Annotated in this window: 27 protein-coding genes and 1 pseudogene; 7 read left to right on the top strand and 21 right to left on the bottom strand. The window is 39.7% G+C overall.

What is annotated here, in order from left to right:
* Nucleotides 1-119: 119 nt before the first annotated feature.
* The gene (locus A33I_RS18090) at nucleotides 120-1,796 is read left to right on the top strand and encodes a glutamine--tRNA ligase/YqeY domain fusion protein (RefSeq protein WP_022629728.1); all 1,677 of its coding nucleotides are present in this window, start codon (nucleotides 120-122) and stop codon (nucleotides 1,794-1,796) included.
* A 298-nt stretch (nucleotides 1,797-2,094) separates the two neighbouring features.
* Here A33I_RS18090 and A33I_RS18085 read toward each other — a convergent pair whose 3' ends face one another.
* Nucleotides 2,095-2,700 carry a hypothetical protein gene (locus tag A33I_RS18085; protein ID WP_022629727.1) on the bottom strand — a complete coding sequence of 202 codons (606 nt, stop codon included), beginning with the start codon at nucleotides 2,698-2,700 and terminating at the stop codon, nucleotides 2,095-2,097.
* A gap of 132 nt (nucleotides 2,701-2,832) precedes the next feature.
* On the opposite strand from A33I_RS18085, the gene A33I_RS18080 reads away from it, so the two are divergent.
* On the top strand, nucleotides 2,833-3,348 hold the full coding sequence (locus tag A33I_RS18080) for a CBO0543 family protein (RefSeq protein ID WP_022629726.1): 516 nt from the start codon (nucleotides 2,833-2,835) through the stop codon (nucleotides 3,346-3,348).
* Nucleotides 3,349-3,457: 109 nt separating this feature from the next.
* Here the strand turns inward: A33I_RS18080 and A33I_RS18075 are convergent, their stop codons facing one another.
* Genes A33I_RS18075 through A33I_RS18065 form a run of 3 tightly spaced genes read right to left on the bottom strand, consistent with a single transcriptional unit; the run spans nucleotide 3,458 to nucleotide 5,160 of the window.
* Nucleotides 3,458-3,850 (bottom strand): VOC family protein, encoded by a 393-nt coding sequence (locus A33I_RS18075; protein ID WP_022629725.1) that lies wholly within the window; start codon nucleotides 3,848-3,850, stop codon nucleotides 3,458-3,460.
* A 16-nt stretch (nucleotides 3,851-3,866) separates the two neighbouring features.
* Entirely contained in the window at nucleotides 3,867-4,367 is a 501-nt protein-coding gene (locus A33I_RS18070) for a GNAT family N-acetyltransferase (RefSeq protein ID WP_022629724.1), read from the bottom strand.
* A gap of 16 nt (nucleotides 4,368-4,383) precedes the next feature.
* Nucleotides 4,384-5,160, bottom strand: a complete 777-nt coding sequence (locus A33I_RS18065) for a class I SAM-dependent methyltransferase (RefSeq protein ID WP_022629723.1) — start codon at nucleotides 5,158-5,160, stop codon at nucleotides 4,384-4,386.
* Nucleotides 5,161-5,274: 114 nt separating this feature from the next.
* Here A33I_RS18065 and A33I_RS18060 point away from each other — a divergent pair, with 114 nt between their 5' ends.
* The 4 genes from A33I_RS18060 to A33I_RS18045 all read left to right on the top strand — a co-directional run bounded on the left by A33I_RS18060 (nucleotide 5,275) and on the right by A33I_RS18045 (nucleotide 9,765).
* Nucleotides 5,275-5,955 (top strand): response regulator transcription factor, encoded by a 681-nt coding sequence (locus A33I_RS18060; RefSeq protein ID WP_022629722.1) that lies wholly within the window; start codon nucleotides 5,275-5,277, stop codon nucleotides 5,953-5,955.
* Between the two features lie 4 nt (nucleotides 5,956-5,959).
* Nucleotides 5,960-6,967 (top strand): sensor histidine kinase, encoded by a 1,008-nt coding sequence (locus tag A33I_RS18055; RefSeq protein WP_022629721.1) that lies wholly within the window; start codon nucleotides 5,960-5,962, stop codon nucleotides 6,965-6,967.
* Between the two features lie 103 nt (nucleotides 6,968-7,070).
* Nucleotides 7,071-7,832 (top strand): ABC transporter ATP-binding protein, encoded by a 762-nt coding sequence (locus tag A33I_RS18050; protein ID WP_022629720.1) that lies wholly within the window; start codon nucleotides 7,071-7,073, stop codon nucleotides 7,830-7,832.
* Nucleotides 7,822-9,765: an FtsX-like permease family protein gene (locus A33I_RS18045; RefSeq protein ID WP_022629719.1), complete on the top strand. Its 1,944-nt coding sequence runs from the start codon at nucleotides 7,822-7,824 to the stop codon at nucleotides 9,763-9,765. Before A33I_RS18050 ends, A33I_RS18045 begins: the two co-directional genes overlap by 11 nt.
* 39 nt (nucleotides 9,766-9,804) lie before the next feature.
* Here A33I_RS18045 and A33I_RS18040 read toward each other — a convergent pair whose 3' ends face one another.
* The 11 genes and pseudogenes from A33I_RS18040 to A33I_RS17985 all read right to left on the bottom strand — a co-directional run bounded on the left by A33I_RS18040 (nucleotide 9,805) and on the right by A33I_RS17985 (nucleotide 17,842).
* Complete coding sequence (locus A33I_RS18040) at nucleotides 9,805-10,023, bottom strand: DUF6366 family protein (RefSeq protein ID WP_022629718.1); 219 nt, start codon at nucleotides 10,021-10,023, stop codon at nucleotides 9,805-9,807.
* A 150-nt stretch (nucleotides 10,024-10,173) separates the two neighbouring features.
* The gene (locus A33I_RS18035) at nucleotides 10,174-10,356 is read right to left on the bottom strand and encodes a hypothetical protein (RefSeq protein ID WP_022629717.1); all 183 of its coding nucleotides are present in this window, start codon (nucleotides 10,354-10,356) and stop codon (nucleotides 10,174-10,176) included.
* Between the two features lie 287 nt (nucleotides 10,357-10,643).
* Nucleotides 10,644-11,270: a histidine phosphatase family protein gene (locus A33I_RS18025; protein WP_022629715.1), complete on the bottom strand. Its 627-nt coding sequence runs from the start codon at nucleotides 11,268-11,270 to the stop codon at nucleotides 10,644-10,646.
* 53 nt (nucleotides 11,271-11,323) lie between these two features.
* Nucleotides 11,324-11,881: a histidine phosphatase family protein gene (locus A33I_RS18020; protein ID WP_022629714.1), complete on the bottom strand. Its 558-nt coding sequence runs from the start codon at nucleotides 11,879-11,881 to the stop codon at nucleotides 11,324-11,326.
* A gap of 19 nt (nucleotides 11,882-11,900) precedes the next feature.
* Entirely contained in the window at nucleotides 11,901-12,230 is a 330-nt protein-coding gene (locus A33I_RS18015) for a hypothetical protein (RefSeq protein WP_022629713.1), read from the bottom strand.
* 160 nt (nucleotides 12,231-12,390) lie between these two features.
* Nucleotides 12,391-13,410: a tRNA dihydrouridine synthase gene (locus A33I_RS18010; protein ID WP_022629712.1), complete on the bottom strand. Its 1,020-nt coding sequence runs from the start codon at nucleotides 13,408-13,410 to the stop codon at nucleotides 12,391-12,393.
* 318 nt (nucleotides 13,411-13,728) lie between these two features.
* Nucleotides 13,729-14,374, bottom strand: a pseudogene (locus A33I_RS18005) (YdeI/OmpD-associated family protein).
* A 191-nt stretch (nucleotides 14,375-14,565) separates the two neighbouring features.
* A complete protein-coding gene (locus A33I_RS18000) occupies nucleotides 14,566-15,669 on the bottom strand; it encodes a 5-methyltetrahydropteroyltriglutamate--homocysteine S-methyltransferase (protein WP_022629710.1) in 1,104 nt (367 codons plus the stop codon).
* Nucleotides 15,670-15,788: 119 nt separating this feature from the next.
* On the bottom strand, nucleotides 15,789-16,706 hold the full coding sequence (locus A33I_RS17995; RefSeq protein WP_022629709.1) for a LysR family transcriptional regulator: 918 nt from the start codon (nucleotides 16,704-16,706) through the stop codon (nucleotides 15,789-15,791).
* Between the two features lie 116 nt (nucleotides 16,707-16,822).
* A complete protein-coding gene (locus A33I_RS17990; RefSeq protein ID WP_022629708.1) occupies nucleotides 16,823-17,128 on the bottom strand; it encodes a DUF3219 family protein in 306 nt (101 codons plus the stop codon).
* Nucleotides 17,129-17,158: 30 nt separating this feature from the next.
* Nucleotides 17,159-17,842 carry a MerR family DNA-binding transcriptional regulator gene (locus tag A33I_RS17985; protein ID WP_022629707.1) on the bottom strand — a complete coding sequence of 228 codons (684 nt, stop codon included), beginning with the start codon at nucleotides 17,840-17,842 and terminating at the stop codon, nucleotides 17,159-17,161.
* Nucleotides 17,843-17,978: 136 nt separating this feature from the next.
* On the opposite strand from A33I_RS17985, the gene A33I_RS17980 reads away from it, so the two are divergent.
* Nucleotides 17,979-18,464 (top strand): DUF6022 family protein, encoded by a 486-nt coding sequence (locus A33I_RS17980; protein ID WP_022629706.1) that lies wholly within the window; start codon nucleotides 17,979-17,981, stop codon nucleotides 18,462-18,464.
* 88 nt (nucleotides 18,465-18,552) lie between these two features.
* Here the strand turns inward: A33I_RS17980 and A33I_RS17975 are convergent, their stop codons facing one another.
* The 6 genes from A33I_RS17975 to gatA form a co-directional block, all read right to left on the bottom strand.
* Nucleotides 18,553-19,398 carry an AraC family transcriptional regulator gene (locus A33I_RS17975; RefSeq protein ID WP_022629705.1) on the bottom strand — a complete coding sequence of 282 codons (846 nt, stop codon included), beginning with the start codon at nucleotides 19,396-19,398 and terminating at the stop codon, nucleotides 18,553-18,555.
* A gap of 328 nt (nucleotides 19,399-19,726) precedes the next feature.
* Nucleotides 19,727-19,882 (bottom strand): hypothetical protein, encoded by a 156-nt coding sequence (locus tag A33I_RS20980; protein ID WP_022629704.1) that lies wholly within the window; start codon nucleotides 19,880-19,882, stop codon nucleotides 19,727-19,729.
* A 277-nt stretch (nucleotides 19,883-20,159) separates the two neighbouring features.
* The gene (gene rlmD / locus A33I_RS17970; RefSeq protein WP_022629703.1) at nucleotides 20,160-21,536 is read right to left on the bottom strand and encodes a 23S rRNA (uracil(1939)-C(5))-methyltransferase RlmD; all 1,377 of its coding nucleotides are present in this window, start codon (nucleotides 21,534-21,536) and stop codon (nucleotides 20,160-20,162) included.
* 265 nt (nucleotides 21,537-21,801) lie between these two features.
* A complete protein-coding gene (locus A33I_RS17960; protein ID WP_022629701.1) occupies nucleotides 21,802-22,704 on the bottom strand; it encodes a diacylglycerol kinase in 903 nt (300 codons plus the stop codon).
* 349 nt (nucleotides 22,705-23,053) lie between these two features.
* A complete protein-coding gene (gene gatB / locus A33I_RS17955) occupies nucleotides 23,054-24,481 on the bottom strand; it encodes an Asp-tRNA(Asn)/Glu-tRNA(Gln) amidotransferase subunit GatB (protein WP_022629700.1) in 1,428 nt (475 codons plus the stop codon).
* 15 nt (nucleotides 24,482-24,496) lie between these two features.
* The gene (gatA, locus tag A33I_RS17950) at nucleotides 24,497-25,954 is read right to left on the bottom strand and encodes an Asp-tRNA(Asn)/Glu-tRNA(Gln) amidotransferase subunit GatA (protein WP_022629699.1); all 1,458 of its coding nucleotides are present in this window, start codon (nucleotides 25,952-25,954) and stop codon (nucleotides 24,497-24,499) included.
* Between the last annotated feature and the right edge of the window lie 15 nt (nucleotides 25,955-25,969).

The following is a 25,969-nucleotide window of genomic DNA, read 5'->3' as shown; positions in this document are numbered from 1 at the left end:
TAAATAGAAAGCCTGGCATTTGTTCCGCCAGTGAGTTGTGATACAATATTCTCTATTAAACGATGTATAATGGAAAAACATTCTATACACAATTCAATCTAAGAAAAGGCGTGAAAAATATGGAACATACTTCTTCCAATTTTATTCGAAACATCATAAAAGAAGACTTAGAGTCCGGCAAACGCACCCATGTGACGACTCGTTTCCCACCAGAACCTAACGGCTATTTACATATCGGACATGCAAAATCAATCGTTATTAACTTTGACCTTGCAGATGAATTTAACGGAAAAACCAATCTGCGCTTTGATGACACGAACCCTCTTAAAGAGGATTCTGAATATGTTCATGCTATCAAAGAAGATGTAAAATGGCTTGGCTATGACTGGGACGGCCTCTTTTTCGCTTCAAATTACTTCCAAGAGATGTATGAAAAAGCAGTGCTTCTTATTAAAAAAGGTAAAGCTTATGTAGATGATCTCTCAGCAGATGAAATCCGTGAATACCGCGGCACACTTACTGAGCCTGGTAAAGACAGCCCTTACCGTGACCGCTCTATTGAGGAAAACCTCGATTTATTTGAGCGTATGCGTAAAGGTGAATTTGGCAACGGAGAGAAAGTGTTACGAGCGAAGATTGATATGAGCTCTCCTAACATTAACTTAAGAGACCCGGTAATTTATCGTATTTCACATACGACACACCATAACACAGGCGACGAGTGGTGCATTTACCCAATGTATGCTTTTGCTCACCCGCTTGAAGATGCGATTGAAGATGTGACACATTCAATCTGTACGACGGAGTTTGAAGATCAACGCCCGCTGTATGACTGGATTGTCCGTGAATGTGAAACAGAAAGCGTTCCGCAACAAATTGAATTCGGCCGCTTAAATATTACGAATGCTGTGATGAGTAAACGTAAGTTAAAGCAGCTTGTAGACGAAGGTTTTGTAGACGGATGGGATGACCCTCGCATGCCGACGGTTTCTGGTCTTAGAAGAAGAGGTTATACACCTGAAGCGATCCGCACATTTGTACGGGAAACGGGTGTCTCAAAAGGATCAGGTGCTGTCGACTCACAAATGCTTGATTACTTTGTACGTGAAGACTTAAAAATGAAGGCTCCTCGCACAATGGGAATCCTGCGTCCATTAAAAGTTGTGATTACGAACTATCCAGAAGGACAAGTAGAAATGCTTGAGGCGGAAATCAATCCAGAAAATCCTGAAATGGGCACAAGACAAATCCCATTCTCAAGAGAAATTTATATCGAGCAAGAAGATTTCATGGAGAACCCTCCTAAGAAATACTTCCGCCTCTTCCCAGGCAACGAGGTTCGTCTAAAGCATGCGTACTTCATTAAATGTGAAGACGTGATTAAAGATGAGGATGGTAATGTTGTTGAAATTCACTGTACGTATGACCCTGAAACAAAGAGTGGGTCAGGCTTCACCGGCCGTAAAGTAAAAGGAACCCTTCACTGGGTCGAAGCAACTCAAGCTGTACCAGCAGAGTTCCGCCTATATGAGCCGCTATTACTAAATGAAGATCCTGAAGAGCAGGAAGAAGATGCAACTGAGCCAGCTGCAGAAAAGACATTCCTAGACCAAGTGAATCCAAACTCTCTAGAAGTGTTAAAAGGCTTCGTTGAACCGAACATGAAAGAAGTCAGCCCGCAAGACAAGTTCCAATTCTTCAGACATGGCTACTTCAACGTCGATCCAAAAGAAACAGCAAAAGACAACCCAGTATTTAACTTGATTGTCTCATTGAAGAGTTCATTTAAGCTTTAAAACAAGTTAGAAGCTGCTCCCGCCATATGCGGGAGCAGCTTCTTTTGTTTGTGTGGTAAAGAGAGTGACGTCGGGTGAAGCGACGCAATTACTCTGGGAATGAATGTAATTGTGCTGAACACTGACGCATATAGCGTTTGAAGCGGCGCATTTAAAGGAGATTGACGCAATTCAGCTCGCAACCAACGCAATCGTACGGAAGATGAGCGCAATCACCTCTCACACCGGCGCATAAATGGTCCTAAAGTATACAATTAAACGCTCACCCAGACGCCTGCCTCACTCTCCTCGCCTACTTCTAAGATTCCTCTCCGTCTAATACAATGATTTTTTCCGGAGTTGTTTGCGCTGGAATACTCTTTGTGGTGAATGAGTAAAAGACAAGCAGATCTTGCCCTTCCAGGTCTTCAACCCCCACATCTTTCCCTGTGAGACTTGATAGCTCCGTCTCTTCACTTACATTCAATTTCAACGACAACGTTTCATCAACTAACTCGTCATTAAAGGTCCCGACTGCCGCACTCCCAATTAGGTCCGTTTCAACAATAATAACTTCTGGGTTGTACTGCGGCGGATAAATAAGGGGCATTGGCTTATTCGCATAAGTGTAAGCTGTTATCTCTTCACCTGGCTCAAGCTCTGTAACGTCCCCCGTATTGTCAAATACCACAGTGTCAGAGGAAACAATGATGTAGCTTGTTTCATCCTGCCCTTCATTAATCAAATAGTATAAGGTTCCATCACGTTCTTCTACGCTTTCAATCATCCCGGTTACACGTATAAACGCTGGCTCCACCTGCTCTTCTTCTTTTGATCCACTATTTATAAATGATGTTGTTGCAACAGCTGTACCGCCAATCAATAAGACAGCTAGAGCAAGAATAATTATTTTAGTCATTTTCATCTAAGCATCTCCTTAATTTCATGTTACCAATAAGACGGTCATTAGAGAGAATAGGTTACATATGGTTCCATTTAAACTAAAGTCACATAATACATATGAAACCGGTCATCATATAAATGTGGAGGTGTTTATATGAAAGATCGACATATATTAAATATACTAACCCTGCTTGGTCTAGTGACAACTATTTTTGTTTTATTAAGAAGAAAAGGCGATTCAAAGGACTGGTTTCTTATTTTCTTTATTAAGACGCTCGTTTCTACCTTAATCGATGGCCCTGTTATCAAGAGAAAATATGTAAAGTACCCAAATCGTTATTTCCCAAAATTATTTGATTCTAACATTGTATTTTTATATATCTTATTCCCGTTATCATGTGTGATCTATAACCAATTCACCTATAAAATGAAGCCGCTCTTATCTATTTTGAGCGTTTTCCTTTTTAGCGGCCCGATGACATTGTTAGAGGATTGGCTTGAGCAGCATACAAATTTAGTTGAGTATCATAAGGGGTGGAACAGCCTGTATACGTTCTCTGTTCTTACAATGACTTTTTGGTTAGTAAAGAGCAGCATAGGTTTGATTCGTATTCTAGATAAGAAGATAAATCCTTCCTCATTATCTGATGCCGGGTCGAGAATAGAATAGGTTGTAGAAATGAAGAAGAACGATTTCCTTGATGAAAATCGTTCTTTTTATACGTTGGCAGAATTGTTCAACGTTGAATTTAGAAATAAGCTCTCGAACAAACTAATGCCTATTCCCTTTCTTCCACCTTCACACCAAACCCTAACCACCGTCCATCGATGTCCTCTACCACAAACTCTTTATTTTGATAATCCGTGTGTTGCAAGGGCCGTACGATTTTTACGCCGGATTGCTTGAACTCTTTTTCCAGCGTTTCTTGATTCGTTGTGATGAAATAGGCATCATAGCCGTAACCATACAGCGTTCGATTCGGAATGACCTTTTGCCCATTCGTTTTCGTTAAGATGATCTCTGTTGAGTCGCGATACAGACAAATATGCGGCTCACTGGCGTCCAGATAATGTACAGCTTTAAATCCCATTTTCTGCTCATAGTAGTTGGCTGTTTTGATGATATTTGGTGTCGGGAACACGCAGTGTGATCGTAATAATAATTCTTTCAAGCTTTCTCCTCTCACGTTAACCCTTTTGGGGATGGTTATAGGTAAACACACTTATAAAATAGCCTTCTTCTTGAAAGTCACCTATATAAGACATCCCATTTCTCAGATAAAATTGCTTTAACTTTTCGTTTCCTGCCCAACAATCTAGATAGAGGGCCGTATTCAACTTCTTAACCAGCTTATATGCGAAACTCAATACAACAGCCCCTGCATTCTTTCCTTGATACTCAGGTATGATAGCTAATTGGTAAAGGTATTTATTTAGACCTTTCAACGATAAATCATTGATCTGTTCAATATCCTTTATACAAAAGGTCCCTATGATTTCTTTTTCTTCGGTTGTTACGACATATGAATGGTGATGTCTAGCTTGCTCTAACAGCAGCTCCCTATCAAAGGGGTACTCCCATTGGTTAATTCCTCTCTTAATTAAGTCTTTGGTTACCTTATTTAAGAGCCCTGACACTCTTTCAACATCCTCTATCCTAATTTCCCGAATTAACAACTGTTCGTCCATAAATTACCATCTCCTCTTATTTAACAACCCTCCATATCGTCCATCTATCTTTTTCAACAATCTGACCTTCAGATGGCAATGCTCTATCAATAAACTGAATAAGATGCTGTAATTCGTTATCATCTAACTCATGTAAAATACTTCTCCCTACTCTCTCCTTAAGGTCCTGTAGTAATTGATTTTTATGATTATATACTTTTCTGATCTCCCACAGCTTTCTTTCCTCGATTTCTTTAAAGCCAGCCGCTTTTAGATGGTGAATGACTGTTTGGCTAGTATGTCGGCGGCTCGTTTCTTTGTCAATTAATCTAGGGAACAGCTTAAAGAAATATCCTCTTATATGTTCGTCGCTTCCTTCTACTAAACAATCTTCTGGTGTACGGTCTTGGATGATGTAACATCCTTCTTCCTTTAAAACTCGATGCCCTTCTTTAAAGCAGGAGGCAAGATCTTGGAGATGGTGAATCAATGCTCTCTCCAGCAATAAATCGATACTTTCCCCTTCTACTCCAGTGTCAAAAGCATGACCATGTGTAAATGAAATTCTCGGGTAGCCCTTGCAATTTTCCTTTGCCCCTTCAAGCATGGCGTGAGAAAAATCTACTCCTATGATTGAATCTACGCCCATATCAGAAAGAGCCTTGGAGTAAATGCCCCCACCGCACCCAACATCCAGTGCAGTCGATATGCGATCGAAAGGTACTAATTTCTGTATCGTCTCACTCCATATAGAATGAACATTTCTTGTGGTATAGCTTTGTTGGTTTTCCTTACTGTGAAAATCAATTCCCATTCCGTATCCCCCATTCTTTTTATGACTCAAGTAAAATTTTACCATAGGTTACTTCCATCATTCCCCTTTCTCATCACATTTTGCTATACTTTTAAGGAAGGTGTGGTGATTTGAATGTTTAAGATTTTTTTAATAGAAGATGATGCTTCTCTTTTTAAAGAGATCAAAGAGCGGCTTACCGCTTGGGAGTATGAAGTGTATGGGGTGCGGGACTTTCAAAAAGTGATGGAGAGCTTTGCAGAGGTTCAACCCGATTTAGTGATCATTGATATCCAGCTTCCGAAATATGACGGATTTCATTGGTGCCGAATGATTCGAGAGCACTCTAATGTACCGATTATCTTTTTATCTTCACGTGATCACCCTACTGATATGGTGATGTCGATGAATTTAGGCGCTGATGATTTTGTTCAAAAGCCATTTCATTTTGAAGTATTAATTGCAAAAATTCAAGCGATCCTGCGCCGTGTTTATAACTATAGTACGGCCGCACCCGATTTAAAGACATGGATGGGTGCAACGATTGATCTTGAGAGAAACCGGATCTCTAATGATCATGGAATGATTGAGCTTACTAAAAATGAAATATTTATCTTAAAACTGCTTGTTGAGCGCAAGAATAAAATCGTCAGCCGAGAGGAGTTAATTAACCTTTTATGGGACGATCAGCGCTTCATTAGCGATAATACGTTAACTGTGAATGTAAACAGGCTTCGTAAAAAGTTAGCTGAAATTGGCCTCGGAGCAGGAATTGAGACAAAAGTCAGTCAAGGATATATGGCGATAGAGAGGTGAGATAATGATCAGGACATTCATTAAGGAGAGAATCAGCTGGATCTTTTTGATTGTACTTTTGCAGCTGCTTGGTTTATTTATGGCTTATCTAGATCCCTCTCTCTCGCTGGAGTCAATGCTTTATTACATGTTTCTCTCACTCGTGATTTCAAGCCTCTTTGTCATTATTCGGTATTTTAGAGAAACAGCTTTTTTTAAGGAGCTTGATGCTCGTGATTCTACAACTGATATAACCACTCTACCTCAGCCAAACAGTCCTTTTGAAGCGCTCGTTTATGACCAGATCACCTCTCCGGTTGAACAATTAGAAAAAGAAGCCTCTATAAATCAATTATTGCTTGAACAAGAGAAAGATGAGCTGCTTTCTTGGATCCATGAGGTGAAAACACCTTTAACTGCTTTGCGATTAATTATTGATCGCACGAATGATCCAACATTAAAATCAGAGCTTATGCATGAATGGTTGCGAATTCACTTTTTGCTCGATCAACAACTGCATCAAAAGCGTATTCCTTTTATTGAAAATGATTTGTTTATTGAAAAAGTTGATCTTGAGCCGCTGCTTTACAGCGAGATTCACACGTTGCGTTCGTGGTGTGTAAAGAAAGGAATTGGCTTTGACGTTGAATTAGCTTCATCAGAAGTACTCACTGATGCGAAATGGCTGGCCTTTATTCTACGCCAGCTCTTAACAAATGCCGTAAAATACAGCGAAGAAGGCTCAGAAATTATGATCCAATCCTCTGTACAAAAAGGACAAACGACCCTAACTGTAGCAGATAACGGCCGCGGAATCGACCCAAGGGATCTTTCAAGAATTTTTGATAAAGGTTTTACCTCTACTAATCAGCATCAAGATCAGCATGCAACTGGTATGGGTTTATACTTAGCAAAAAAGGCTGCCGCTCCGCTTGGCATCCATATTTCCGTTCAATCAACTGTTGGCAGCGGGACAACCTTTACCCTCACCTTTTCACAAGAAAATCAATTTCTCCAGATTCAAGGCGTGTGACAAAAATGTCACTCGCTTTTGCCTTTTTGTTAGGAGAATCAAAGGACTCTTAGTGCAAGAGTTTATACAATTAGGGTATCTTAATAGATGGAGGAATTTTGTTATGAATATACTTGAAGCTAGAAAAATTCATAAAAGCTATGGAAATAAATTCACAAAACAAGAGGTATTAAAAGGAATTGATATTAGCATTGAAAAGGGAGAATTCCTAACAATTATGGGGGCATCAGGCTCAGGCAAAACCACTCTTTTAAATGTCTTGTCAACGATTGACCGCCTAAGCCACGGTTCGCTGATAATTAATGGTGAGGAACTAACGAAAAGCAAAGAAAAAACACTGGCAGAATTTCGAAAGCATCATTTAGGCTTCATCTTTCAAGATTATAATTTGTTAGATACATTAACAGTTAAAGAAAATATCATGCTGCCACTCTCCATTACGAATACTGCCAAAAAAGCTGCACTCGAGAAATTCGAAACAGTGGCAGCAGAGCTAGGTATTGCGGAAATTGCCGATAAATATCCTAATGAGATATCAGGAGGGCAAAAGCAGCGAACGTCTGCTGCGCGCGCGTTTATTCACGAGCCAAGCATTATTTTCGCCGATGAGCCGACAGGTGCTCTTGATTCTAAAGCAGCGTCAGACCTATTAGGTAAATTAAGCAGCTTAAACGAAAAAAGAAAAGCAACGATTGTCATGGTGACACATGATCCAGTGGCAGCGAGCTACAGCAGCCGTGTCATTTTTATAAAAGACGGCCAAATCTACACCCAGTTAAATAAAGGAGAAGAGAGCCGCAACACCTTCTTAAAAGATATTATGAAGACGCAAGGAGTTTTAGGCGGGGTGCACTATGAGCATTAATCATTTAATTCTCCGCAGCTTTAAGAAGAATGTGAAAAGCTATTATTTATATGTATTTGCCCTGATGTTTAGTGCGGCTCTATACTTTGCTTTTGTTACTTTGCAGTATGATCCTGCAATGGACGAGGCATCTGGGTCACTTAGAGGATTAGCAGCCATACAGACTGCATCCGTGCTTCTTATTGCGATCGTAACTGTGTTTTTAATCTATGCAAATAACTTATTTATTAAGAGACGCAGTAAAGAAATTGGGTTGTTTCAGCTGATTGGGATGACGAAGAACCGTATCTTCATGATTCTAAGTGCTGAAAATTTAATGCTTTATTTCGGGTCCTTAGTAATCGGGATCTTTATCGGTTTTGCCGCTTCAAAATTAGTCGCGATGATTTTATTTAAAATAACGGGTGTGGAAGCTGTTGCCTCTCTTTACTTTTCAGGAAATGCATTTATTCAAACACTGCTCGTGTTCGGAGGCATCTACCTTTTCATTATGCTGATGAACTATCTGTATATCAAACATCAAAGCATCCTGTCTCTTTTTCAAGTAAAGAGTAAAACCGAAAGCCAAGTAAGAAAGATTTCGATCCTTGAAATCTTGATGGGAATTTTAGGTATCACATTGATAGCCACTGGTTATTACGTATCTGCTAGGCTTTTTGATGGAAGCTTCGTCTCTACGAACTATTTATTTTTTGCGATGATCTTTATTTTGGCTTCCGTTATTATCGGGACTTATTTTCTCTACAAAGGTTCTGTCCGGTTTATTGCCAACCTCATTAGAAAAAGTAAGGGTGGATACTTAAATATTAACGAAGTCATGTCGCTATCGTCGATTATGTTCCGCATGAAATCAAATGCGATGCTGCTTACCATTATCACAACGGTATCTGCCTTAGCGATTGGCCTCCTATCATTAAGCTATATTTCGTATTATTCTGCTGAAAGAACAGCAGAGAGCACAGCTCCTGACGACTTTGCATTTATCACCACAGAGAATGCAGAAATGTTCGGTGAAGTGTTACAAGATAGCGGAATTGGTTACAGTGAAAAAGTAATTGATGTCATTCAAGTGGAAGTTGATGTAGAACAGATTGTAGGAAGAGATATGGAGAACTTTCAATTTGAGTCTAATAAAATGAGGATGGCTGTCATTAGTGATCATCAGGTGAGGGAGACCAATGTAAGCGATGGTGATACGACATTCGCAGGATTTAGTGATGCGATGCAAACGCTGTTAAACTTACAGGATTCAGGCACACTTACCTTTCACGGCCTTACGACAACTATTGAACAAGAATATCTAGGGTTAGCAAAAGAAAACGTGTTGCCACTCTATTTTACGAGCGGGTTAACTACCGCCATCGTGGATGAGTCGATCTATACCCAGCTTGCTGCAGATTTGGACCCAGACATTCAACTTGAATCCTCAACTTATATTGGCTTCACATTAGATGATAGAGCGACTGTAGCAGTTGCTGATGAATTGTTTAACAGCATGCCATTCAAAGATGAGTTTGGCAATAGCTCTCATTACACGGAAGAACGTATCCAAAAACAGAATATGGGCCTTCTCATGTTCATTGTTGGATTCCTTGGTCTTACCTTCTTAATTACTTCAGGCTGTATTCTTTATTTTAAACAGGTGGAAGAAGGCGACGAGGAGCAACCAAATTACAAGATCCTGCGCAAGCTAGGCTTTACCGAAAAAGACCTGCTAAAAGGTATACTCGGAAAACAGCTCTTTAATTTCGGAATCCCTCTCATTGTAGGACTTGTTCACAGCTACTTTGCTGTCCAATCAGGCTGGTTCTTCTTTGGCACCGAGCTTTGGACCCCAATGCTTATTGTTATGGGATTATATGCAGCACTCTACTCGATCTTCGGGATCTTATCAGTACTTTATTATAAGAAAGTGATTAAGTTGGCGTTGTAATAAGAAAGCTCCAGGAATAGGTCCTGGAGCTTTTACATATTAACGGCTAAATACGAATGACCCTGTTATAAATAGGAGGATGATGACGATAATAAGGATACCTGTGCCTTTCCAGCCCAAGCTGTTAACCAAATCGACCATGCTTCCGCTGCTTGCTCGATTGAAGCCATCACTCATAGAATTTGTTCTATTTCTTTTTAACTCTTCTTGCCTTAATCTTTCCCTTCGTCTTTCTGGAGATTCTTTATTCTCACTCATATGAACACCTCCAGATTTTTAAGTAAGATAGCTCTTAATCTATTCTTCCGTTTCCCAATTCATTCTGTCAAAAGCATAACCCAAACTAATTCCTATTACATTTTCCTCATCATGTATAAATGATAAGTCCAAATTATTTTGATGGTTTGTTTATTGATTTTCTCGAACCTGTTTATACTCTCTCTTTTCAACAAATAACAAAATAAATGTTGCCGCAGGGCCTAATACAAGGGAGAGCAGAAACCAGTTGAGCCCTGTTCGATTTTTCCCTTGTGCCAGTGCTGCATTAATCAAGGCCAGTGTACCCCAGCCTACAACATATTGATTATCCATCAGACGCTCCTATCATTTTATTCTTTTTCCATAAGTTAAAATACTTTTGTCCAAGCTCTTAATGCTAGCCCTTAGCTTGTAAGGACATGAGCCACCCCTCGCAAAGTCCAAATGGCAAGGATTAGAGACATAATAAAAACTACCAAAGTCCCTGCAAGTACTCCAACTGAGGATTGGAAAGGTAAATAAACCCACACTTTCTCAAAGAGTTTAAAATACACTATGAAGAAGTTTGCTAAAAGCAAATATTCTACAACCTTTTTCAACCAACTCACCCCACTCAATAATTATAATGGCTTCTTATAATGCGAGGTGTCGCCATGAAGATAGATAGTCGACTTGTCACCATCGAACTCAACTTTACACAGGCATGCAGGGTGCAGGTAAGGTGGATCCCATATATTTGATAACGGCCTTCCTTCAAAATAAGCCATTAATACTTTTACAACGACGGTATGAGTTACGATTAAGAGAGGTGAGTCAGAATAATGATTTCTATGGATTTGCTTCAGTTTGTCTATTACTCTGTCTTGAACCTCCAAAAATGATTCTCCCGTTGTTGGCTGAAAAAGATGAGGGGTATGCCAAAAGGATTGAAACTCGTGAGGTTCACTCTTCAGTAAATCACTTTGACGCTTCCCTTCCCACTCTCCCAAATACATTTCTCTTAATTGATCCACCTTTACAATCGGTGATTTTTGTTGACGTGAAATAATTTCTGTCGTTCTCACTGCTCTTTGGCTGGAGCTAGTGTAAATACCATCAAACTCAACCTCTTTGAGAGCTTCGTGCAGCCAATCAGCTTGTAATTCTCCCAGTTGAGTTAAAGGAGAATCGTGATGACCTTGCAATCGCTTTTCCACATTCCATTCGGTTTCACCGTGCCTTACTATGTATAAGGTTGTTTTGCCCACTCTAAAGCCTCCCTCATTTTCTACCTCGTTACCCCCATATACCACCAAGGTAATTATTCAGACCACGTATACGTCGTACAACTCCAATGCTTTGTTCCTGACTTCTTCTTCCCCTTCCACCCTTGCCTTTGTAATTCCTTAGAGATAAACCTATTAAAAAAACCATGTCCAACGATTGCCACGGATTGAGATTCCTTAGCATAGGTAATTAATTGTTCTGTCGCTTTTTCTGCTCTCCCTTTTGCCTCACTTACTGATTCGCAAGCATTTGAATATCCTCCAAACCATAAAAGCCTTAGAAATACAGCCCAAGTGCTTGGCTTTAATCTAATAGACAGATGCTTCGCGTGTAGAGTTGGCAGCTCTGTTTCGCGAAACAAAGAATGGGAGATCGTTTTTCCTTCTGGGTGGAGGATCGCTGCTGAGTCAATTGATCTTTTTAAGTCACTGGTGATTAAAACATCGGCCGAGGTGATTTTCAGGAGTGTTTCGGGTGGATAATTCGCTTGTCTATGTACCCCGCTAGCATTATAGTTATCTACCCAACTTTCAAACTCTGCACAGGTTACTCTCTTCTTTTCATTAAATTGTGATTTGCCATGTCTGATCAATGAGATCTCCATCATTTCTTTACACAGTCTTCTGCTTCAAATAGAAATAACTGCTGACGACCGCACCTACAAGAATAGAAATGACTACCATCAAGCCTACATATTGTTTATAGAAAATCATTTCAACAGGGACAAAAAGGACAAATCCGGTAATTAAAATAAGTAAGGATACAAACATCGCCCGATCGATCTTTAATTTGATATGTAAGTGCTCACTGCCTATCTTTTTAGTCATTACTGTCAGGACAATGACTGAAGAAAGTGCAATGATTGTTGAGATTATCATAAACAAATTAAAATTTGTTGGGTCACTAGCTAACCATTGGTCGAGCCATTGGAAAACAGACACGTTCCATCATCCTTTCTAATACTAAATACAACAAACAACACCTTACTATTTTAACATAAATATCCAATAAATAACTGACTATTCTTCTACCTTTTCCATAAAAAAGAGCCTTTTCATTTGAAAGACTCTTTCTGCTTTTTATTCACTTGAATGTGACTTTCTACTCTTCCTTCATTTCCTCAAAATTCGTTGCCTCAAATTGATTAAGCCATTCGCGAACTTCATCTGTTGACTTAGTGTTCATTAGTTCATTTCTTAATTGACCCGCACCTCTAAATCCTTTGACATAGATCTTGAAAAAGCGATGAAGGGCTTTGAACGGACGCACCTCTAAATGTGAATATTTATCATAGAGATCTAGATGCAATCTTAAGAGATCAAGTAACTCCTTACTGCTATGGTCTTTCGGCTCCTTTTCAAAGGCAAATGGATTATGGAAAATACCACGGCCAATCATCACTCCATCAACCCCATATTGCTCCACAAGCTTTAACCCGGTTTGACGGTCAGGGATATCTCCATTGATTGTTAAAAGCGTATGTGGTGCCACTTCGTCACGCAGTTTTTTAATCTCTGGGATCAACTCCCAATGAGCATCTACTTTACTCATTTCATTTCTTGTACGCAGATGAATAGAAAGGTTCACAATATCTTGCTTAAGAATGTGAGTCAGCCAGTCCTGCCATTCGTCTACCTCAGCGAAGCCAATCCTTGTTTTTACACTTACAGGCAATCCCCCTGCTTTTGCTGCCTGGATTAGTTCAGCTGCAACTTCAGGACGGCGAATCAGACCGCTTCCCTTCCCATTCTGTACCACATTAGGAACTGGACAGCCCATATTGATATCCAGACCTTTAAAGCCAAGTTCCGCCATTCCAATACTCATTTGACGAAAATATTCAGGCTTGTCCCCCCATATATGAGCGACAATCGGCTGTTCATCCTCTGTAAAAGTTAAACGCCCACGAACACTTTTCATCCCGTCCGGGTGACAATAACTTTCACTGTTTGTAAACTCTGTGAAAAACACATCAGGTCTAGCCGCTTCACTTACAACATGGCGAAAAACAACGTCTGTTACTTCTTCCATTGGTGCCAATATGAAGAACGGACGCGGTAAACCAGCCCAAAAATTATCTTTTTTATTTATAGTTAAATCTTTATTAGTATTAAGATCCATTTTTACTTCACATCCATATCTATAATCAAATTCTCTCATGATGGAATATCAGACCTGCCCGTTATCCAAAAATAAAAGGAGAATGTCCCAGGTTCTTTTAAATTTATACCATGCTTATGCATGTTTTATCAAACAGAAAAAGGAATGTTCAAGTTATTACCAGTCTTGTATTTTTATGTTCATCAATCCATTACTTCTATATGATGATAAACAAGGAAAAAGAAATTTCCTTTCCTTTAGAAAACTGAGTTTCTTTCAGTAAAAAAGGAGTGACCTCAGCACTCCATCTGTAACTTTATGTTATATCATTACAGTAAATTACTTCTTTTGTCGAAACAAATCAATCGACTTATATCCTTGAGATAAGATATCAACCATTTGGAGGTGGCGTTTATCACGAGTTTTTTGTTGCTTAGCAGAAAAGATGTAGCGAGCCCACTCCCTTTGGTAACCTGGAGTTAGGTTCTGATAAAACTTAAGTTCATTTGGATGCATGGTTAATAGCTTTTCTACCTCTTTAATATTCTCCTCATAATCTGCAACACACTGACTTGCAGAGGATGATTTTTTAAGTCGCTTCTTTTCATACGTTAATCCCACCACTGTGACGTGATCCATACTTACCATTCGCGAAAATTTCAAATCACTATTTTTCACATATCCATCTTCCCCTACTTTCAATGCGGGAAAAATTTCATCTCTATGAACAAACGTACTATATCTCTTGTTTCCTTTTTTCGGATAAGCAAATAATAAATATCCTTTATCTATTAAGTTTTGCTCATTAAGTATTTTTTGAGTTTGATTTACTATTTCTTCAATGGTTTCAACAAAGATGAAGATAGCATCGTGCTTTCCTGATACTTCCGAATTAAATCCCTCTAAACAAGTCATAATCATTTGGTTGAAGTAGCACGGTCATATTTTGATATTTATCCAGTTTTAACTTATCAATAATGTCCATGTTCTTCTCCTTTTTATATAGACGTTTCAAATTTAAGTTAGATTACTTAGTTATTATATCCACTATGAACCAGTTTGTACTATCCTAATACTTATATCATTAACCCTGCATAAAAAAGATGAACCAATACTATCTGGTTCACCTCCTAATCCTTATGCACCTAGTATTTAAAATGCAAATTGTTAAAACCCTTATCCCCAAATCTCTTTCGAAATGTCTACTATATATTTAAGTTTCGTCCACTGCTCGTCCTCTGTTAAAGTGTTTCCATGATGAGTTGAGGCAAAGCCACATTGAGGACTAATACATAATTGTTCTAGTGGCACATATTTTGTAGCCTCTTCAACACGAGCTTTAATCGTTTCCTTGTCTTCTAATTGACCATGTTTTGATGTGAACACACCTAGCACTACTTGCGGACCGCCAGTTGGAATGTATTCCAACGGACCAAAGTCACCAGAACGGTCATCATCATATTCGAGGAAAAATCCGTTTACCTTTTCTTTTGCAAATAAGGTTGGAGCAATTTGTGCATAACTCCCTTCAAAGGCCCATTTAGACCGGTAGTTTCCACGGCAAAGATGTGTGGTGATGATTAAATCTTCCGGTTTGTCTTCTAATACTCCGTTTGCAACACGTAGAGCTAAGTCTATTAATTCCTCACGTGAATACCCGCTGTCATTAAACGGAATTTCTGATGCGTTCAGTCCAGCAATATAAACATCATCTAATTGTAAATACCGACATCCGGCTTCATAAAAGGCTTTAATTGCCTCGCGATAGGTTTGAATAATATCCTTTGTATATTCTTCGATATCTGGATAAATGTCTACATTGCGGATGCCTGCGTTAAACATTTGGTTTGGACTTGGTATAGTTAATTTTGCGACAGCACGTCCCCCCACCACTTCTTTAAATTCGATAAAGTCTTTAATATGAGGATGGTTTGGGTTAAATGAGACTTTTCCAGTAACACGTACATCATATCTTTCTGTCTCCTCCCCTTTGAAGGCAAATCCGTAGTCTGGTACGTATCCTTCTACGCCATTCAAATGCTCAAGGAAATCAGTATGCCAAAATCTACGGCGGAACTCTCCATCTGTTACAGCTTGGAGTCCTACTTTGATTTGCTTGTCAACGATCCTTTTAATTTCTTCTGTTTCAATTTGATGGAGTTCTTGAGCGGTAATCTTGTCACTTTGGAAATCTTTTCTTGCAGTATGTATTCTTTCTGGTCTTAATAGGCTTCCCACATGATCAGCTCTAAATGGTGCTCGAACAATAGTTTTATTCATGAATATTCTCCCACTTCCTAAAAGATTTAATATTCTCAATGCTTGATGTAGGATAAGTGTAGCATGGGGAGATTATTATAATGTAAGACATTAAATCTATTCCTTGTTATAGCTTGAAGCTATAACTGCTGTAATTCTTCCTCAATGGTTTCCTTTAAATATTGAATATAGATCCTGCCTAACGTACTCGTTGTCAAATGTTTATGAGTAATATAACCGACATGTATCTGTTCTTCTACTCTTAACGGAACAGCAATAATATCTTTGCTATTTAACTTATGACTGATCACACCAGTGGAAATGGTATAGCCATTTAATCCTATCAGCAAGTTAAATAAAGTGGCACGATCACTCACCCGTATATTTTTTTGCCTCGAAAGCGTGCTTAGAATCTCCTCTGAAAAATAAAAAGAATTATAGTCCCCCTGCTCATAAGAAAGGTAAGGATAAGGAAACAAGTCATCTAATGTAACAAAGTCCTTTTCAGACAGTGGATTGGTGGAACTAATGAAAACATGAGGCTTTGCGATAAACAGCTCATGAAACGTTAAATTTCCTTCTCTCAAAAACTTTTGAACCACATTTCGATTAAAATCATTCAGGTATAAAATACCGATTTCACTGCGGAGATTCTTCACATCATCAATAATTTCATAGGTTCTTGTTTCTCGTAAAGTGAACTCATACTCCTCTCGCTCATACTCTTTAAGCAGTCTCACAAAAGCACTAACTGCAAAGGCATAATGCTGGGCAGACACAGAGAAACTTTGTTGCTTTGAGGAAGTTTTAGTATAGCGGTTTTCTAAAAGTGCTGCTTGCTCTGCCACCTGCCTTGCATAACCTAAGAATTCCGAGCCCTCATGAGTAACGACAATTCCCTTATTGGTTCGTGAAAAAATCGTGATTCCGATTTCTTCTTCCAGCTCTTTTAGTGCATTTGAAAGACTGGGTTGGCTAATAAAAAGCTTCTGTGCAGCCTTGTTAATGGAACGACATCTTGCTACTTCAATTACGTATTTTAGTTGTTGTAATGTCATCTTTAATCCTTTCTGTTTCTGTTATCTAATAGAATCTAGCTAGTCATTCCTTACCTACTCATATACCAATTGTGATATTTATTTCTTCTATTAATTAAGTCAAACAAGCAACCACTTCACTTTATGGCTGCATCCATTTCTTTAGCGTTTTCAAGCAAAGTTAATGAATAGTTCCCAACTTGCCCTTTTTCGTATAAATTTGTAATTGAAGTAGAATATTGCACGATGCTTCCTCTAAATGATAAGCCTCTCTCAGGTACTTTTACATCAAATGTCCCTTGATATAGTAACGTTGCTATATCATGATACTCTTCACTCGTAACGTGAAAGACAACTGAAATTTCATGGATATTATTTACTTTCCTTTCTTTGAAACTCTGCACCTTAATCACAGTCTGATTTAATATTATTTCTTTCGCCATAAAATCATCTCCATTTCCTTTGCAACGAGCTTATTCAAATTCAATTACCTCCAGAAGTTTTTCTACGTAGGCCATCGCTTTTAAATGTCTTCTATTTCGTATACCTAGCAGAGTTAGTACCTCAGAAGCAAGATTTCGACATGCCTCTGTCCCCTCCGTTCTCTCGAATCTGTCCTTCATCCTTGCATTTTCATCCGTATAAAATCGGTGATTAATCGCTTTAAGCAGGCTTATTTTAGCCAATTGAAGACCATCAAATGTACGGTAGCCGCTATCCGAATCTCGGATAGCTCGTATATACCCTTCTTTATCCCAATATCTGATGGCTGTTCGGGAAACATTCATTCTTTCAGCTGCTTCCCCTAACGACCAGAGACAAGAATTTTTCTCCGAGTACTCAATTAGTTTAACTGCTTCCATTACAAACTTTTTTTCTTCTCCCCTACGAATCAGCTCGTCGTTAAGAGTCCAAAGAGCTTCATCGATTTTCATACCCCTTATGCTTTCCATAACCTTCACTGCTACATCCATCCCAAACCCATCAGAAAGTGATTTTACACACGAAAAATAGATAAGATGAACACTGGAGTAAATACGGTACCCACTTGCTGTTCGTTTTGGTGAAGGGACAAGTCCTTTAGCTTCGTAGTTACGCAGTGTGTTTGTACTTACGTTTAATTTCGCCGCAATGTCGGCAGGTTTAAGTATCTCCATTACATGATCTCCTTCAATTTCATTGCAAAGTTTGACCTCTAAACCTAACTAGACTTCCTTATTTATTATAACAAACTTTGAAATTTGCTTTAAGGTTGTACGATAAGGAAGAATCAAAAAGAAGGGGGATTAATCTATGACTTTATTGAGGCAGAACATGACCATAACTGAACTTGAGAAAACGTTGAATGAAGAAGTTGAAGCTAACTGGGGGAGAATCCTTGAAGACAACCATGAGGAATTTGAAACCTTATTCCCAGAGTATGAAGATGCTACCTACGGTATTTACGCAGAAAAATTGCTGGGACCTATCTGGCGGCAAGTGGAAGATTCAGGTTTCTATTCTGCAGCCGAAGTGAAAGCGGATGATTTTGTGATTGCTGGTTTCCTTCTGTTCCGCCAATCTCTTGAAAAAGAACAATGGGGCACACCAGCGAACGAAAAGAGAGTATTTTGGCTTACGATAAAAAATAGTCAGCATAAGGAGATCGGTACACTTCTTATGGAGATGTCACATTCCCATGTACGCTTCTCCATTCCTGCCCCGCCGAAGTTTTTTGCTCTTCAAACAACAAATGGACGTGAGATCAGGTCACAGATCCGTTCTATCTATGACAAATAAAGTGAGACAAAGCAGAAGGGTCAACAATTATAGAGAGAAGCCGTTTCACAAGCTTCTCTCAATGTTTATACTTAAAAACAAGAAATACCTATTTTTCCTTAATAGAGATCCATATCTCACTTTTTTGGTCTTTGCTAGCTAGTATTTCTGGTCCTTCTGCCAATTCATATAAGGATGAAGGTAGCCACTCTGAGTATATGCGTTGCCACTGTTCTTCAACATGCTCCCAGTTCCCATCAATTTCAAAGACTGCCCACAATAAGCTAGGTACTTCTAAAACAGAGTATTTTTCTAGCGGCTCTTTTGATGTAGCGGCTCCAATATATTGATTAAAAGTTGCCTTTCCTTCCTTACTTTCAGAGTAATTTACTGATACATGAACGACACCATAAGGTTCTATATTCGAACTAGCTTCTAATTCTTTCATTTCATTATCACTAATAGCTGATATCATACTTTCGTACGTGGGTGTTAGAATCTCATTAACCATCATAACTTCATACTTAACACCAACCACGTTAAACCCTTCTTTTTCAACAATACGATAATTCATTTCAGTTCCTCCTTTTATTGATAATTGAAAGGTCATGGGTGGATATGCTTTTAATTGCCTACCGTTTTTTCTTGCTTCTGATGGTGTGATGCCATGTACATTGAGAAACGCTCTAGTAAAAGAGTCCGGTGAGTTGTACCCATATTTCATCGCAACATCAATTACTTTTACGTTATGATTTTGAAATTCTAATGCAGCTAATGTTAGTCTTCTGCGACGTATATATTCTGATAACGATATCCGTGCAAGGAAAGAAAACATTCTTTTAAAATGATATTCAGAACAGTGAGCTAACCTTGCCACCACCTTAAAGTCTATCTCACGAGTAAGGTTTTCCTCGATATACTTCATTGCAGTATTCATGTCGTGAAGCAAATCCATTTATATGCCCCCTTTCATCAATAGAATAGCAGGAATTTAATCTAGACATCCGACATTCTGTGCACGATTTTGAAGGATAAAATTTTTATTCGTAATAATTTATCATTCGCTTATACGAAGTAGTCTTGTCTTTATAAAACGTAATTTTCTTACCGTAGATCCTTTTTAATTTGAGCAACCAATATACATTACAATCTAATTCATTGTTACAGAATAGGAATCCATTATGAAAAACGATTGCCTTAAAAGCAATCGTTTCTCTAATAGTGCCCTCCTATCCCCCCTATCTTGGTACAAGGTTGAAAATAATAAATTGTAACCTACCCCGTTAGTTATAAATAGGCGGCATTTGCTGCTGTTCATTTTTTAGGGAAACGTGGAGTTCTTGGTCGTCATTAATGGAAGCGAAAAAGACACGATTGACTTGTGCAACCCTTCTTTTTTGCAATTCAGTAATTAACCATTGTTGATTTAAGACCTCCATAACTATTCACCTATTCCTATTTGTAGTACATAAGCAGAAGAACTACTGTCTTAGTTTCATGATAGTTATCCCCAATAGGAGGTGCAGTTTTTACTTTCGCATTCTTATGACCAATTATGTTAATCAATGACTCTTATCAGCAATACACAGTTGGATTCTTCTTTACATTAAAGTATGATCTACCTCATCTACTGTATCACTTTTAAGAGAACCCCCTCATGCTATAGACCAAAATAACCTACAATCTCAAAAAAGAGCCCAGCTTGGGCTCTTTTAATTAATTCTTTACTTCTAGTACCGCAACAGTTTCTACATGTGTTGAATGAGGGAACATATCTACCGGCTGGACTTCCTTCGTCTTATATCCTCCGTCTTCTAACACTCGCAAATCTCGTGCTAGGGTTGCTGGATTACAGGAGACATATACAACGCGTTTTGGCTTCATGTTTAAAATTGTTTCTAGGAGCTTTTCATCACAGCCTTTGCGCGGCGGGTCGACGACGATGACATCTGGACGGATGCCTTGTGCATACCACCATGGCATGACGTTTTCTGCTTCACCTACTGCAAAGTCTACATTCGTAAAGCCGTTAATCTCAGCATTTTTCTTAGCATCAGAAATCGCCTCTGGGACTATTTCCACGCCGTAGACATGCTTTGCTTTTTGAGCGAGGAACAGTGAAATCGTTCCGATGCCGCAATAGGCGTCTATCACAGTTTCGTCACCTTTTAAATCTGCGTATTCTAACGCTTTATCATACAGCACTTTCGTTTGATCCGGGTTGACTTGGTAGAATGAGCGGGCAGATATCGCAAAGCGGATATCCCCGATTGAATCATAAATGTATTCGTCTCCCCATAAGACAATCGTTTGATCACCGAAGATGACATTCGTGCGTTTTGGATTAATGTTTTGTACGATCGATTTCACGTTTGGAATCGACCCTCTAATTTCTTCAATGATGTTCTTTTTATTTGGCAGCTCCTTGCCTCTAGTGACAAGCACAACCATGATGTCTCCAGTTTGTTTCCCGTAGCGTGCAACGACGTGGCGGAGCGTTCCTTTATGCTTGTCCTCATCATAGCCGCGAATGCCGTATTTCTTCGCGATTTCTTTCACTTTACTTACCACATCATCATTTTCCTGATGTTGAATTAAGCATTCATCCATATCAATGATGCGGTGGCTGCGCTCTTGATAGAAGCCAGCGATCAGTCCGCCTTCCTCTTCTCCTACCGGCACTTGCGCTTTATTGCGGTAGCGCCATGGATCGTTCATGCCGAGTGTTGGGTGAACTGGGATGTCTGTCATTTGCCCGATTCGCGCGAGTACATCTTTCACTTGCTTTTGTTTATACATAAGCTGCGCCTCGTAGCTCATATGCTGCAGCTGACAGCCTCCGCATTGGTGGTAGATTGGGCATGGCGGTTCTGTGCGGTGCTGGCTTTCTTCAATCGTCTCCATCACTCGTGCGAAGCCGTAGCCTTTTTTCACTTTTACTACTTTAGCTTTAATCTTCTCCCCTGGCAGCGCCTTTGGAATAAACAACGCATAACCGTCTACTTTCGCGACACCTGCTCCGTCATGGGTGAGATCTTCTATTTGAACCTCAATGATTTGATTTTTATCAACTGGTAATTGTTGTTTGCTCATAATATAGCCGTCCTTTTCACTTTTCTTCCTTTTGTGATTGTAGCATGGTTTGATTGGATTACGAAATGGAAGTTCTGCGCGGATGTGAATTTCCATATTCTTGATGCATTTGTTCGAAAAAATGAGGCTTGTGTTCGAATTAATTGAAAACTTGATTGAAAAATTCTCCACTTTGTTCGAAATAATTCTCTTTGCATTCGAATTACCTCTATAACCACATCCCGACAACATAAAAAAGCTGCAGGGATCCCGCAGCCTTCACATATTACGTACGTTTTTTACGATTTTTCGGTGTAAGCATCTGAAAATGTTGATAGAGGTTCACGAATTCCGCTGGAAGGACGCCGCCGTATTCACCGTCTAGGTTCAGCTGCATGTCACTTTCCACTTGTACTTTAATGCGGTTTGCCTGTACATACATTACTTTTGGATGATTGAGGTGCTCTCCGCGCATCGCCAGCGTTGTCAGGTGCAGAAATTCTGGGAAAGAGATTTTTTTAACCACAATAAAGTCAAACATCCCGTCCTGCAGAGATGCATTTGGTGCGAGACGCTCAAACCCTCCGACAGAATTCGTATTGGAAACGAGAAACATCATAATTTCTCCTTCAAACAGCTTTCCGTCATATTCAATCTTAACGTGAGTTGGTGCAATTTGCGGCAGCTTTTCGAGCCCTTTAATGTAGTAGGCAAGCTGGCCGACCATTGTCTTCATCTTACTAGGCACTTCATATGTGAGTTCAGTCAGTGTTCCGCCAGCTGCGATATTAATAAAATATTTATCATTCACTCGCCCAATATCAATTGGTTCAATATGGCCGTCACAGAGCACGTCGCATGCTTTTTCAATTTCTTTTGGAATATGAAGAGCACGAGCAAAGTCATTGGTCGTCCCTGCTGGAATCAGACCGATCATTGGACGCTCATCTAATTCGGCCAATCCATTTACCACTTCAAATATTGTCCCGTCTCCACCTGCTGCAATGACGAGATCAGCTCCCCGTTCAGCCGCGAGCTTAGCTGCTCTTTTGGCACAACCCTCTCCTGTTGTGGCATGAGCAGACGTTTCATACCCTGCCTTCTCTAAACGTTCTAGAACATAGGCTAAATTTTTACGAATCTGTTCACGTCCAGACGTCGGGTTGTAGATAAGACGTGCTTTTTTCATTGAGATCCCCTACTTTAATTAAATTAACTTTACTCAAATCCACTATTTGTCAGCTTATTTATGCTTGTATTGTAACCTAATTAAGAAGAAAAGGACAATTAATATTGCTTACCTACATTGTATGAAAAAATATCAGTTCCATGACAAGCACCTTAACTATCTTCTATTGTTTATTTTTCTTAATGATATACACCCAGCCAACGATAATTAACAATCCGACTAAAATATAGCCGTAAATCATTCATCCACTTCCTCTCAGAAAAAAGCGAGCGGCTAACCGCACAGGTTCTCCACTCGCTTTATGCTTGTCCCCGTTGCAGGAGATTAACGTTTTGATTTAACGCTCTGATTAGCGCTTTTTAATTTGTTCTAATAAGATCTTGTTGACCATTTGCGGGTTGGCTTTTCCTTTTGAGGCTTTCATAATTTGGCCGACTAGGAATCCGATCGCGCGTTCTTTTCCGTTTTTGAAATCTTCAACGGATTGATCGTTGTTATCAAGAACTTCAGTTACCATCTTAAGAAGCTCGCCTTCATCAGAGATTTGAACAAGACCTTTGTCTTTAACGATCTGTTCAGGATCTCCGCCTTTTTCGATTAAATCCTTGAAGACTTTCTTCGCTATCTTAGATGAAATGGTGCCTTTCTCGATCAACTGAATCATTTTCGCAAGACCTTCTGGAGTTAGAGCTACGTCTCCAAGCTCTTTCTGCTCGGCATTTAAGTACTCATTTACTGAGCCCATCAACCAGTTTGAAGCAAGCTTCGCGTCTCCACCTTGTTCAACCGTTGCTTCAAAGAAATCTGCCATTTCTTTCGTCACGGTTAAGACACCAGCATCATATTCAGGCAATCCAAGTTCTTCGACATAGCGCTTCTTTCTCGCATCAGGAAGCTCTGGAATTTCAGCACTGATGCGCTCTTTCCACTCATCATCAATGAAAAGCGGAATCAAGTCAGGCTCTGGGAAGTAACGATAGTCATCTGATCCTTCCTTCACACGCATTAGAAGCGTTTTTCCTGTTGCTTCGTCAAAGCGGCGTGTTTCCTGCTCGATGATGCCTCCTGAGAGCAGCACTTGCTCTTGACGCTTTTCTTCATACTCCAGCCCTTTGCGTACAAAGTTAAAGGAGTTTAAGTTTTTCAGCTCTGCTTTAGTTCCGAACTTTTCTTGTCCTACCGGGCGCAGAGAGATATTGGCGTCACAACGCAGAGAACCCTCTTCCATTTTACAATCAGATACGCTTGTATATTGAATAATGGACTTCAGCTTTTCTAAGTACGCATATGCTTCTTCTGGGGTGCGGATGTCCGGCTCAGATACAATTTCAATTAAAGGTGTTCCTTGACGGTTATAGTCACAAAGCGAATAGCTGCCCGAGTGAGTCAGCTTACCAGCATCTTCTTCTAAGTGCAGTCTCGTAATTCCGATACGCTTTGTTTTGCCGTCTACTTCGATATCAATATATCCGTTCTCCCCAATCGGCTTATCAAATTGTGAAATCTGATAGGCTTTCGGATTATCTGGGTAGAAGTAGTTTTTACGGTCAAATTTCGTATCCGTTGCCACTTCACAATTCAGGGCCATTGCTGCTTTCATCGCATACTCTACTGCGCGTTTATTTAACACAGGCAGCACGCCAGGATAGCCTAGGTCGATAACACTTGTATTTGTGTTAGGTTCTGAACCGAAGTGGTTCGGGCTTGATGAGAAAATTTTTGATTCTGTTTTTAATTCTACGTGTACTTCAAGACCAATTATTGTTTCAAAATTCATCGCTGATCTCACCCCTTACAATGTTGGTTTCTTTGTATGATAGTCCGTTGCTTGTTCAAACACATGCGCCACACGGTAGATTGTGCTCTCATCAAAGTGCTTTCCAATAATTTGAAGGCCCAAAGGAAGACCGTTTTGGAAGCCACAAGGCACAGAGATACCAGGTACACCTGCTAAGTTTACTGGGATCGTTAAAATATCGTTGGCATACATCGTTAATGGATCGTCTGTTTTCTCACCGATCTTGAAAGCAGGCGTCGGTGTTGTCGGCCCAATAATAACATCATAATTTTCAAATATTTTATCAAAGTCCTGCTTGATTAACGTACGAACCTGCTGAGCTTTTTTGTAGTAAGCATCATAGTATCCAGAGCTTAGAGCAAAGGTTCCAAGCATGATACGGCGCTTCACCTCGTTACCGAAGCCTTCTGCTCGTGTTTGTTTATACATTTCAATTAAGTTATCGGCATTATCGGTACGGTAGCCATAACGTACCCCGTCAAAACGAGAAAGGTTCGCTGACGCCTCTGATGAAGAGAGTAAGTAATACGTTGCAAGAGCGTATTTAGAGTGCGGAAGGGATACCTCTTCCCATGTTGCACCTTGGGCTTCAAGAACTTTCAAGGAATCAAGAACAGACTGCTTGACGTTTTCATCTACGCCCTCGCCTAAATACTCTTTAGGCACAGCAATTTTAAGCCCTTTAACATCTCCTGTAAGAGCTGATAAAAAGTCAGGTACATCAACTGGAGCAGATGTGCCGTCCATTGGATCGACACCTGATATTGCTTGCAGTAAGTAGGCATTATCTTCAACATTACGAGTGACAGGACCGATTTGATCAAGTGATGAAGCGAATGCTACTAATCCAAATCGTGAAACTCGTCCATATGTAGGCTTTAATCCAACGACTCCGCAATAGGCTGCCGGCTGACGAATCGAACCGCCCGTATCAGAACCTAGTGTAAAAGGAACTTCGCCTGCTGCTACAGCTGCAGCGGAACCACCGCTTGACCCGCCTGGTACGTAGTCAAGATTCCATGGATTTTTCGTTTCTTTATAAGCTGAGTTCTCTGTTGATGAGCCCATTGCAAATTCATCCATGTTTAACTTACCGATCGTTACAGACTGCGCGTCTCTTAGCTTCTGAACAACCGTTGCATCATAGATTGGATCAAAATTTTCCAATATACGGCTTGAGCAAGTCGTACGTAAATCTCTTGTGACGATATTATCCTTAACCCCGATCGGCATACCGAATAATAAACCACGAGATGTTTCCGTTCCTAGTGCCTCATCGAGCTCTTTTGCATAGGCACGAGCTTTTTCCTCATCTAACGCTAAAAAAGCACCTACTTTGTCATCGACTTGGGCAATACGCTTGTACGACTCGTCAACAAGCTCTGAAACTTTGACTTCTTTATTGTGAAGCATCGTATGTAAATCTTTCATTTTATGATCAAATAATGACATGAAGCGAACCCTCCC

Source organism: Alkalihalophilus marmarensis DSM 21297 (genome assembly GCF_000474275.2).
Lineage (GTDB): Bacteria > Bacillota > Bacilli > Bacillales > Bacillaceae_D > Alkalihalophilus > Alkalihalophilus marmarensis.
This window is presented reverse-complemented; position numbering and strand designations above follow the sequence as displayed.